Below are 12,253 nucleotides of genomic sequence, written 5' to 3' on the forward strand. Positions count from 1 at the left end.
TGCACATAGCAGATGCCTTTTTTTAGCTGTTAATCTTCGCAAGGATCGCATTCCAGGCTTCATCTTTTCCCTTTTTTGTTTCAGAAGAGAAAAGGATTAATTCATCTGATGGATCGATGTCGAGTGTCTGTTTGACGACTTTCGCATGCTTTTCCCATTTGCCTTTTGGAATTTTATCGGCCTTTGTCGCAATAATGATCACAGGAACTCCATAGTATTTAAGGAATTCATACATGTTCACATCATCTGCGGATGGTTTATGACGCAGATCCACAATTTGGACGACTGCTTTTAACTCTTCACGCATTGTAATATACGTTTCGATCATTCTCCCCCATGCTTCGCGCTCTGTTTTTGATACTTTAGCAAAGCCATAACCGGGGACGTCCACAAAATGGAGCATATCATTAATAATGTAAAAATTAAGCGTCTGGGTCTTTCCTGGTTTAGAAGACGTACGCGCTAAATTTTTCCGATTAATCAATGAGTTAATGAACGAGGACTTTCCAACATTTGATCGTCCAGCAAGTGCGATCTCAGGCAGTCCCCCGCTCGGGTACTGCTCTGGTTTCACCGCACTAATGACGATATCTGATTTTGTTACTTTCATCTTCCCTCTCCTACTAACGCTTTCTCAAGCACCTCATCTAAATGTGAAACCGGAATAAAAGTTAATCCTTCTCTCACACTTTCAGGAATATCATCAATATCCTTCTCATTGTCCTTTGGAAGAATAATCGTTTTCAGTCCTGCACGATGTGCGCCTAATGCTTTTTCTTTTAATCCGCCAATCGGAAGCACTCTTCCTCTTAACGTAATTTCTCCTGTCATGCCAACCTCTTTTGAAACAGGACGTCCTGTGAGTGCTGATACAAGAGCCGTCGCAATGGTAATACCAGCTGATGGCCCGTCCTTTGGAACCGCCCCCTCTGGAACATGGATATGAATATCGTGCTTTTCATTAAATTGAGGATCAATGTTCAGTTCATCTGCTTTTGAACGGATATAACTGAATGCCGCCTGCGCAGATTCTCTCATGACATCACCGAGCTTACCTGTTAGCAAAAGCTTGCCTTTACCCGGCGAGAGTGAGACCTCGATGGACAAGGTGTCTCCGCCAACTGTGGTATATGCAAGGCCTGTGACAACGCCGACCTGATCTGTCGTTTCCGCCTGACCATAACGGTAAAGTCTTTTTCCGAGGAATTCAGATAAGTTCTTTTCCGTCACTGTGATGCGTTTGCGGTCTTCAGCCACAATTGCTCTTGCTGCTTTTCGGCAGATCGCCGCAAGCTGACGCTCTAACCCGCGGACTCCTGCTTCTCTCGTGTAATAGCGAATCATATCGTAAATCGCTGCTTCACGAAGCTGCAAGTTCCCTTTCTTTAATCCGTGCTCCTTTAGCTGCTTCGGCAGAAGGTGATCTTTCACAATTTCTGCTTTTTCAACTTCCGTATACCCTGCAATCGTGATAATCTCCATTCTATCACGAAGTGGACCCGGAATGGTTGCTAAATTGTTGGCAGTTGCGATAAATAACACTTGAGACAAATCAAATGTCTCTTCAATATAGTGATCGCTAAAGTTATGATTTTGCTCTGGATCTAACACTTCAAGCATCGCAGAAGACGGATCTCCTCTAAAGTCAGAAGACATTTTATCAATTTCATCTAAAAGAAAGACCGGATTCATTGTGCCCGCCTTGCTCATCCCGCGAATGATACGGCCCGGCATCGCACCTACATAGGTTCTTCGATGACCACGGATCTCAGATTCATCACGTACACCGCCAAGAGAGATACGGATAAACTTTCGATCGAGTGATTTGGCAATGGATTTAGCAAGTGACGTCTTCCCTACCCCAGGAGGTCCTGCCAAGCAAAGAATCGGTCCCTTTAATGAATTTGTTAGTTTTTGAACAGCAAGATATTCGAGTACCCGCTCTTTTACTTTTTCAAGCCCGTGGTGCTCGTCATCTAAAATTTCGCTTGCAAGCTTTAAATCTAGACGATCTTCTGTATATGTGCCCCACGGCAGATTGATCAGCCAATCAATATAATTGCGAATGACAGAACTCTCAGCAGAGCTTGAAGGGATTTTTTCATAACGGTTCAGTTCTTTTAAAGCCGTTTCACGAACGGAATCTGGCATGCCGGACTCTTCAATTTTAGCCATAAGCGTACTGACTTCGCCTGTTTTCCCCTCTTTGTCTCCAAGCTCTTTTTGAATAGCTTTCATTTGTTCACGCAAATAATATTCTTTTTGCGTTCGCTCCATTGAACGTTTGACACGCTGGCCAATTTTCTTTTCAATCTCTAGCACTTCTTTTTCATTGTGAATGAGACTGATGACCCGATTCAACCGTTTTTTGACATCGACTGTTTCCAGCACTTCTTGCTTGTCTTTTAATTTCAAAGGTAGGTGGGAAGCGACGATATCCGCCATTCTTCCAGGTTCTTCAATATCCGTCACCGTTGCATATGTTTCAGCTGAGATTTTTTTTGAAATTTTTATGTACTGATCAAAGTGATCTAACAAAGTGCGCATGAGTGCTTCTGCTTCTGCGTCCTTTAATTCTTCTTCTGTCAACTCTTTAATATCGACTGACGTATAGTCTTCTAGCTCCATGTAGGATTCGATCTGCGCTCGATTTAAGCCTTCGACGAGCACACGGATCGTTCCATTTGGCAGCTTCAGCATTTGTTTAATTTTTGTGTAGGTGCCGACTTTGAAAATTTCCTCTTCACCTGGTTCATCTATTGAAATTTCCCGCTGTGTTGCTAGAAAAATCATATGATCGTTCATCATGGCCTGTTCTAATGCTTGAACAGACTTTTCGCGCCCAACGTCCAAATGCAAGACCATTGTTGGATAAACAAGCAAGCCTCGCAGTGGAAGGAGCGGAACATTCTTTTTGATTTCATCTGCCATGTTGATAGACACCTCCGTCACTAGTATGAATCATTATAATATACCTGTTTCAGTCTTGTACAATGTAAAAGACTTGAGAAATGATGATCTTACCGTAGTATACCCTTTCTTTTTATCTTGAAAAAGAAAAAAAGATCTATTTCACTAAAAAATCCCCATATGAGATGGGGATTAAACAGATTTCCTTTTCATTTCTTCTTCTAGTCCATCTTTCTTCTCATCTGGCGGATTGACCAAACACTGATCCAGCACTTCTTGGAAATGCTTCACAGGCACAATCGTCACCCCTTCAATCTCTTTTAAGATCGACTGCTGATTGTCATAAGGGATGATCACTGTTTTGACACCCGCTTGTTTGGCTGCCTTGATTTTTGGTATGACACCGCCAATCGGCTTCACCTGACCTTGTAATCCAATCTCACCGGTCATCGCCGTTAAATGATCAATCGGGATTTGATGAATGGCTGAGAAAATGGCTGTGGCCATCGCAATTCCAGCAGACGGCCCATCAATCGGGGCACCAGCCGGAAAATTAATGTGGATATCATATTCATTTGTTCGTATGCCTAAGTTTCGAAGCACGGTTAAGACATTTTCAACTGAGCCCTTCGCCATACTTTTCCGTCTGATCGATTTAGACTGATTGCCGATGCTTTCTTCTTCCGCAATACCTGTAATATTGATACTGCCTTTTTCAAGCGCTTTACAAATGTTCACTTCAATTTCAAGCAGAGCCCCGCTGTTCGGTCCATACACGGCAAGACCATTTACTACTCCTACCTTTGGCTTTTCCGGTACTTTTTGTTCATATCTTGGTGTCAGCTGGCTTGAATGAATGACCCATTCTACATCGGCGATCGTAATATCTTTTCGGTTTTCAGTGACAGCCATACCTGCGGCGATCTGTACCATGTTGACCGCTTCACGTCCATTTTTCACATAGGATGTTAACAGGTTCAGTCCTTCGTCACTTAATTCCTTCTGTATTTTCTCGACTGCTTTAGCTGCAACAATTTTCAGCTCATGCTGATCCAAATCCTTGAAGAAAATCTCCAAACATCTTGATCGAATAGCCGGCGGAATTTCGTCTGGTGTTCTTGTCGTGGCGCCAATCAGTCGAAAATCAGCGGGTAACCCATTTTGAAAAATATCATGGATGTGATTCGGGATTTGCGTATTTTCTTCACTGTAATAAGCACTGTCTAAAAACACTTTTCGATCTTCTAGCACTTTGAGCATTTTGTTCATTTGAATCGGATGCAGTTCTCCAATTTCATCGATAAAGAGAACGCCGCCATGAGCATGTGTGACGGCTCCTTGTTTCGGCTGCGGAATGCCTGCCTGTCCCATGGCCCCTGCTCCTTGATAAATGGGATCATGTACGGAACCAATCAATGGGTCTGCGATGCCTCGTTCATCAAATCTTGCCGTTGTGGCATCAAGCTCAACAAATACTGCATCTTTTTTAAATGGTGAATCAGCGTGACGCTTCGCCTCTTCCATCACTAGACGGGCAGCAGCTGTTTTTCCAACACCAGGCGGCCCGTAGACGATGACATGTTGCGGGTTCGGTCCACACAGGGCAGCTTTAAGTGCACGTATACCGTCTTCCTGCCCTACAATATCTTGAAACCCCTTTGGCCGGACTCTCTCTGATAAAGGTTCACTCAGTTTAATGGATCGCATCTTTCTGAGTGCTTCCATTTCTTTCTTCGATTCTTTATCGATCGTCACCTTTTGTGTGCGCTGATTTTTCAGTAAGTTCCAAAAGTACAACCCGATGACGATACCAAAGAACAGTTGTATGAATAATACGATTCCTGTCCAGCTCAATCGGTGCTCCCTCCTTCATCTATCGTTATGTATTGGTTTCTGTCTGCTAGTATTTCCTAGAGCTGGACGGAATAAACACAACTTCCACGATAAATAAAAAACTCCTGAATCAAAAGATTCAGGAGTCATTCAAATGGGCTTATGCTGATGTTTTTGTATCTTTATTCACGACTGTACCGTCTTTTAAGACAAGACGTGGCGGCTCACCATCAGCAACCGTTTCACCAGTAATGACACATTTCTCAATATCATCACGAGATGGAAGATCAAACATCACATCAAGCATGATGCCTTCAATGATGGAGCGAAGACCACGAGCTCCTGTTTTACGCTCAATTGCTTTTTTCGCAATTTCGCTAAGAGCATCTTCTTCAAACTCAAGCTCAACATCATCAAGCTCAAGCATTTTTGTATATTGCTTAACGAGCGCATTTTTAGGCTTCGTCAAGATTTCTACAAGTGCTTTTTCATCTAACGGCTCTAGGCTTGCAATAACCGGAAGACGACCGATGAATTCTGGGATTAAACCGAAGCGAAGTAAGTCTTCTGGCAGAACTTTTGATAGAAGGACTTCTTTTTCAAGATCTTCAATTTTATTTTCCGCACCGAATCCAATCACTTTTTGACCTAGGCGGCGTTTGATGATTTGCTCAATGCCGTCAAAGGCTCCACCACAAATGAAGAGGATATTTGTTGTATCAATTTGAATGAATTCTTGATGAGGATGCTTACGTCCACCTTGAGGCGGTACACTAGCGACTGTTCCTTCAAGAATTTTCAAAAGGGCTTGCTGTACACCTTCCCCAGATACATCACGAGTGATAGAAGGGTTTTCTGATTTTCTTGCTACTTTATCGATCTCATCGATGTAGATAATGCCTTTTTCAGCTTTTTCTACATCATAATCTGCTGCTTGGATCAGCTTTAGTAAAATATTCTCTACGTCTTCCCCAACGTAACCTGCTTCTGTTAAAGACGTCGCATCTGCAATCGCAAATGGAACATTTAAAATACGTGCAAGTGTTTGAGCAAGTAATGTTTTACCGCTTCCTGTAGGTCCAATCATAGAAATGTTACTTTTCGAAAGCTCAACATCATCAATCTTACTGTTGGAATTAATCCGCTTGTAATGGTTATAAACCGCTACAGCTAAGGATTTCTTCGCATTCTCTTGTCCGATGACATATTCATCAAGAATTTCCCGGATTTCATGAGGTTTCGGAACATCCTTGAATTCAACTTCTTCCTCAGTACCGAGCTCTTCTTCAACTATTTCCGTGCAAAGCTCGATACATTCATCACATATATATACGCCAGGTCCTGCGACCAGTTTACGCACTTGATCTTGCGTTTTTCCGCAAAACGAGCATTTTAATTGACCTTTTTCCTCGTTGAATTTAAACATTCTTTCACCCCTTATTCTTCTTCACTTGCCTGTAGCTAACAGTCAGCTACCCTTCTGGGTCCAGTATGTATGCATTTTACCATACTTTCCTAAAAGACGGTAATGATGTGTTTGTAACACTGCACATTGAGATATGTATGACAGAAAGATGCGACTTACACTATCGTTTCCAAAAGAAGCGATGATAAGTCAAAAATTGTACAAAACAAGGCACGAGTCACTCGCGCCCTGTTTTATTATTATGCACCATATTAACGGTTTTCTACAAGAAAATCAATTGCTTTACGAACTTTTAAATCTTCTTTCATTGCTTCAGTAGAACCGATCGCTTGTTTGATATTTTCAACTGGCATGTTGTATGCTTCAGCCATTTTTGAAAGTTCTTCTTCCACTTCTTCATCAGACACTTGTAGGTCTTCTGCAGCAGCAATTGCTTCAAGAGTAAGATTAGATTTTACGCGTTTAGCAGCATCTTCTTTCATTTGCTCTTTTAGCGCATCTTCATCTTGTCCAGAGAACTGGAAGTAAAGCTCAAGGTTCATCCCTTGCATTTGAAGACGTTGTTCGAATTCTTTCATCATGCGGTCTAGCTCAGTGTCAACCATCGCTTGAGGAACGTCAACTTCCGCATTTTCAGAAGCTTTTGCTACTAGCTCTTCACGAAGTTTGCCTTCTGCTTCGTTTTCTTTTGCTTCTTCAAGACGTTTCTTCGTTTTTTCAGTTAATTCAGCAATCGTTTCAACTTCTTCATCAACATCTTTAGCGAACTCATCGTCAAGTGTTGGAAGTTCTTTTGCTTTAATTTCATGAATTTTCACTTTGAATACAGCTGGTTTACCTGCAAGGTCTTCAGCATGATATTCTTCTGGGAATGTCACTTCAACGTCTTTTTCTGCACCTGCTTCAAGACCAACCAATTGCTCTTCGAAACCAGGGATGAATGAACCAGAACCTACTTCAAGAGAGTAGTTCTCAGCTTTTCCGCCTTCGAATGCTTCTCCATCAACGAATCCTTCGAAATCAAGAACAACTGTATCGCCGTTTTCGATTGCGCCTTCTTCTTTGACAACAAGCTCAGCTTGACGGTTTTGCATAGCTTTTAACTCTTCTTGGACATCTTCATCAGATACAGATGTGTCGTCTTTTTCTACGTTAAGACCTTTGTAGTCACCAAGTTTTACTTCTGGCTTCACTGTTACTTTTGCAGTGAAGATTAAGCTTTCGCCTTTTTCGATTTTCTCAACATCGATTTCAGGGCGGTCAACCGGCTCGATACCAGCTTCGTCGATTGCTTTCGGATATTCAACTGGAAGAAGAATATCTAGTGCATCTTGATAAAGAGATTCTACTCCAAAACGCTGCTCAAAAAGACCACGTGGTACTTTCCCTTTACGGAATCCAGGGATTGATACTTGCTTTACTACTTTCTTAAATGCATCATCAAGTGCTTTGTTAAATGTTTCAGCGTCAACTTCTACTGTTAAGACGCCTTCGTTACCTTCTTGTTTTTCCCATTTTACTGACATGTGTGTTTCCCTCCAAAAATCTATTCAGATTGTGCGTTGTTACATTCTAAAGCATCATAAAGACTTCGTCCAATCAAAAACCACGCACTCCGCTAAAGAAGCGGTCTTATGTATACAACTTTTGACTTGATTATACATAACGTCTTTCAACCGTTGGAATCTTACAACCGCACGATATATGCACAAATACAACCATTATATTATAACATAACAAGTCCGTCTTTCAACTAAATCGACAAATTACAAATAAGAAATTTCTTCAATATCTTTCAGCATTGTACAAGCTTCTCTCAGCTCTCGTTCGTTAAAATCATACAATAAATGCAATTCTTCGAGATCAATCTCGATCCCATGCATTTCATAGCCGACTTTATGAAGTGCCGCAGCCCAAAGATTCGGATCCGTATATTTAGGAAGAAATGGATATAGCACAAATAAGTGCCGGCGCCATAACTCTTCAACTCCTTGGTAAAGGGTTGGGTTCTCATTGCCGAGTGTGTCATCGAGCTTTCGAAGGACTTGCTGAAGCAGTGGCATTTGCTCTGGCTTGACAGCCTCAGAAGGAACAAGCGTTAAAGAATCACCGAACTTCGTCACATGAACCGGCTTTGCCACATCATGATCTGACAGAAGTTGCAGGATCAATGATTTGACCAAAGGGTTTCCATCAGGCTTTTGTAGGATCGTATTTAATAGACCCATATGCGGCGTGATGTTTCGGTCTTTCAGCGAATGGATGAACTGCACCTGCTCTTCTGGCCGCTCGAGCATTTCATCTATATTGATTTCTCCGCTGCCTTCCTCGTCTTCGTCTAAAATCTCTTCTGGTGATTCAATCATCTTTCTGCTAAATTCAAGCAGTTTATAAAAATGCTCCGCGCTTTCTGCTGGAAGGTGATTTTCTTCAAGGACAGCCTCAATTGTTTGTTTGACTTCCTCGTACTCTTTCAGCTGAATTAAGATGGTCATATATACTTGAAGCACAGTGAAATAGTGTCCATATCCTTCATGTAGCATCTTTTCACAGACTCGCTTTGCATCCTGCAGCTCACCAAGCTCTAGAAAACAAATCGCCATACCGAGATGAATATCGGATTCTTCATCGTCATCATACGATTTCGCTTCTGAAAATAAGTGAAGCGCCTCTTGATACTGTTTATCTTTTAATGCTGCCATTCCTTTTTCAATCAGTCTTTCTTTCAGACCAGGAAACAAAATGACATTATCTTTCTTCTTGTCATGTTTCATGCTTACGTTCCTTTCGGGCGCATATTTTTTATCAGTTTACCAACGAAGGTTAGTAAACACAAGTAACGAGAGGTTTTCATGCAAAAAAGAAGCCGTCACACCACGGGGACGGCTTCTCGTTGTTTATGCACGCAGCCAGCTGCTACGTTTCTCTTCAAATGCTTGAATCTCATCTTCTAGTAACAATGTTAATGAAATCTCATCATAGCCATTCAGGAGCATTTCTCTCCAGTGTGGATCTACATCGAAAGGAGTAACATTCCCTTCATGGTCTTGAATCTGTTGTTTTTCCAGATCAACTGTCATCTCATATCCTTTGTTTTCATATGATGCAGCAAACGTTTTCCACACATCATAATCAAGGCGGATCGGAAGCATCCCGTTTTTAAAACAGTTTTGATGGAAAATATCGGCGAAAGATGGGGCAATGACAATTTTGAAGCCATAATCATCAAGTGCCCAAGGCGCATGTTCCCTTGATGATCCGCAGCCAAAGTTTTCGCCTGCGATCAAAATAGAGGCTCCTTCATAAATCGGCTGATTGAGTTCAAAATCTGGATTCGGACTGCCATCTGCTAAATATCGCCAGTCGAAGAAGGCAAATCGGCCATATCCTGTTCGTTCGATTCTTTTCAAAAATTGTTTCGGAATGATTTGATCTGTATCTACATTTATACGGTTAAGCACAGCGGCTTTTCCTTTATGAGTGACTAAAGGCTCCATCTATGACACAACTCCTTACACGACTGTTTTCTCTTGATTAAACTTCCTGACATCGACAAATCGGCCATGTATGGCAGCCATTGCAGCCATTGCCGGGCTGACTAGATGCGTTCTTGCACCCTTCCCTTGACGTCCCTCAAAGTTACGGTTTGATGTAGATGCACAACGTTCACCTTCTGGCACCACATCGTTATTCATGCTGAGGCACATACTACAGCCAGATTCTCTCCATTCAAATCCTGCTTCTAGGAAAATTTCATGAAGACCTTCTTCTTCTGCTTGCAGTTTGACACTTTGTGAGCCAGGAACCACAATCGCTCTGACATGATCGGCTACTTTTTGGCCTTCAATCATAGAAGCGGCTTGGCGTAAATCAGTCATTCTTGAGTTCGTACATGAGCCAATAAACACATGCTCAATCGTAATATCTTCAATACGCTGATGCGGGTGAACCCCCATGTATTCATAAGCACGCTTTGCTTCTTTTTGGTCATCTTCTTGTGCAAAGTCTTCAGGTCCTGGAATGGCTGCATCCACAGGGAGCACCATTCCTGGGTTAATTCCCCACGTGACCATTGGTGAAATATGATTTCCATCTAAAACAATGGTTTTATCATAGGTCGCACCCGGATCTGTTCTTAGTTCTTTCCATTCTTTGATCGCTGCTTCAAAATCTTCACCCTGCGGTGCGTATTTGCGTCCGCGGCAATATTCAAAGGTCACTTCATCAGGTGCGATCAATCCTGCTCTTGCGCCTGCTTCAATTGACATATTACAAACGGTCATCCGCTCATCCATTGACATGTTTCTGAATACTTCCCCAGTGTATTCAATGACATAACCTGAACCGAACTTCACGCCGTGTGCGCCAATGACTGCCAAAATGACATCTTTGGCTGTTACCCCTTTTTGAAGCGTTCCGTCTACTCTAATTTCTAGTGTCTTCGGACGCTGCTGCCAAAGTGTTTGTGTGGAAAGTACATGCTCAACCTCACTTGTGCCAATCCCAAAGGCAAGTGCACCAAATGCGCCATGAGTAGATGTATGACTATCTCCACACACGATTGTTTTCCCCGGAAGTGTTAAACCAAGCTCTGGTCCAACGACATGAACGATTCCTTGGTCTACACTGTGAAGGTCAGCTAGACGGACCCCGAATTCAGCACAGTTGCGCTCTAGAGCACTGACTTGCTTCTTCGCAATCTCATCTTTGATCACAAATCGATTCACAGTCGGAATGTTGTGATCCATCGTCGCAAATGTGTTTTGTGGTCTTCGCACCTTGCGCCCTTTTTGTCTTAATCCTTCAAATGCTTGAGGTGACGTCACCTCATGCACCAAGTGCAGATCAATATATAAAAGGTCTGGTTTTCCCTCGCCATTTTTGACAACATGCTGATCCCATATTTTTTCGATGATTGTTCGAGGCATAACCCTTTTCCTCCCTCTACCTAATTCAACAAGATTTCTATTTATACAATTGATTTCGTACGTTGTTTGAGTGCATCTACAACGGCTTTCGTGATATCATCAGTCGTTTCATACGTTCCCTCTTTTGATGCTAGGTCCTTTGTTCGTTTGCCAGAGGCAAGAACGGCTTCCACAGCTGCTTCAATTGCAGCCGCTTCTTCTTCTAGAGCAAAGGATGTTCTAAGCAAGCTGGCTGCTGACAATATAGTAGCCAGAGGGTTTGCGACATTTTGCCCCGCAATATCGGGTGCTGAACCATGAATCGGCTCATATAAATGAAGGCCGGTGCTTGATAAACTAGCAGATGGCAGCATGCCGAGTGAGCCAGTAATCATAGATGCTTCGTCACTTAAAATGTCACCAAACATATTCTCTGTCACGATGACATCAAATTGAGCGGGCTTATAAATAAGTTGCATCGCGGCATTATCGACGAGCATGTGCTCATATGCGACATCTGGATATTGGGATGCAACTTCTTCTACCGCATCCCGCCATAATTTACTTGAAGCGAGAACATTCGCTTTATCCACAGACGTTACTTTTTTCCGTCTCGTTAACGCCATGTCGAACGCTTCTTTTAATACACGAACAATTTCTTCCTTTGTATAAAGAAGTGTATCAACCGCAGCTTCTTTTCCTTCATCATCCGTGTAGCGCTCACTTGGTTCGCCAAAGTAGAGGCCTCCAGTTAATTCACGAACGATGACAAAATCTACTCCGCTAATGTGATCTTGTTTTAACGGTGAAGCCTCACTCAAACTATCAAATACTTTGACAGGGCGGATGTTCGCAAATAAGTCCAGCTGCTTGCGAATGGAGAGCAATCCTTTTTCTGGGCGAAGCTCTGGTGGGTTTTGATCCCACTTTGGTCCGCCAACGGCTCCTAATAAAATCGCATCTGCGCTTTTGCACACTTCTACTGTTTCTTTAGGGAGCGGATTGTTTTTTTCATCTATCGCTATACCGCCAATGAGAGCTGTTTCGAATTCAAATTCGTGTTGAAATTGAGCCGCTGTCTCTTTCAGGACAGCGACGGCTGATGTGACGACTTCCGGTCCGATTCCATCGCCGGGCAAAAGTGCAATTTTCTTTTTCATGAGTCCCTTCCTCCTTT

General features: G+C 42.6%; 9 protein-coding genes. All 9 read right to left on the reverse strand.

The features are described 5' to 3' along the window. Window positions 1-22 precede the first annotated feature (22 nt). Window positions 23-610: a ribosome biogenesis GTP-binding protein YihA/YsxC gene (gene yihA / locus NST09_RS12860; RefSeq protein WP_007501562.1), complete on the reverse strand. Its 588-nt coding sequence runs from the start codon at window positions 608-610 to the stop codon at window positions 23-25. Then, window positions 607-2,931: an endopeptidase La gene (gene lon, locus NST09_RS12865; protein ID WP_007501564.1), complete on the reverse strand. Its 2,325-nt coding sequence runs from the start codon at window positions 2,929-2,931 to the stop codon at window positions 607-609. The genes yihA and lon overlap by 4 nt, the downstream gene beginning before the upstream one ends. A gap of 171 nt (window positions 2,932-3,102) precedes the next feature. Further along, complete coding sequence (gene lonB / locus NST09_RS12870; RefSeq protein ID WP_007501566.1) at window positions 3,103-4,764, reverse strand: ATP-dependent protease LonB; 1,662 nt, start codon at window positions 4,762-4,764, stop codon at window positions 3,103-3,105. Window positions 4,765-4,903: 139 nt separating this feature from the next. Continuing rightward, window positions 4,904-6,169, reverse strand: coding sequence for an ATP-dependent protease ATP-binding subunit ClpX (gene clpX / locus NST09_RS12875; protein ID WP_017358145.1), 1,266 nt, complete (start codon window positions 6,167-6,169; stop codon window positions 4,904-4,906). Between the two features lie 251 nt (window positions 6,170-6,420). Beyond that, entirely contained in the window at window positions 6,421-7,695 is a 1,275-nt protein-coding gene (gene tig, locus NST09_RS12880; protein ID WP_025207732.1) for a trigger factor, read from the reverse strand. A gap of 240 nt (window positions 7,696-7,935) precedes the next feature. Continuing rightward, the gene (ddcA, locus tag NST09_RS12885) at window positions 7,936-8,943 is read right to left on the reverse strand and encodes a DNA damage checkpoint antagonist DdcA (RefSeq protein ID WP_008342841.1); all 1,008 of its coding nucleotides are present in this window, start codon (window positions 8,941-8,943) and stop codon (window positions 7,936-7,938) included. Window positions 8,944-9,066: 123 nt separating this feature from the next. After that, window positions 9,067-9,666: a 3-isopropylmalate dehydratase small subunit gene (leuD, locus tag NST09_RS12890; RefSeq protein ID WP_008342843.1), complete on the reverse strand. Its 600-nt coding sequence runs from the start codon at window positions 9,664-9,666 to the stop codon at window positions 9,067-9,069. 15 nt (window positions 9,667-9,681) lie between these two features. Then, on the reverse strand, window positions 9,682-11,097 hold the full coding sequence (gene leuC / locus NST09_RS12895) for a 3-isopropylmalate dehydratase large subunit (protein ID WP_007501575.1): 1,416 nt from the start codon (window positions 11,095-11,097) through the stop codon (window positions 9,682-9,684). 41 nt (window positions 11,098-11,138) lie between these two features. Beyond that, window positions 11,139-12,236 (reverse strand): 3-isopropylmalate dehydrogenase, encoded by a 1,098-nt coding sequence (gene leuB / locus NST09_RS12900; protein WP_046344144.1) that lies wholly within the window; start codon window positions 12,234-12,236, stop codon window positions 11,139-11,141. Between the last annotated feature and the right edge of the window lie 17 nt (window positions 12,237-12,253).

This window comes from Bacillus sp. FSL W7-1346, assembly GCF_038593335.1.
GTDB lineage: Bacteria > Bacillota > Bacilli > Bacillales > Bacillaceae > Bacillus > Bacillus altitudinis.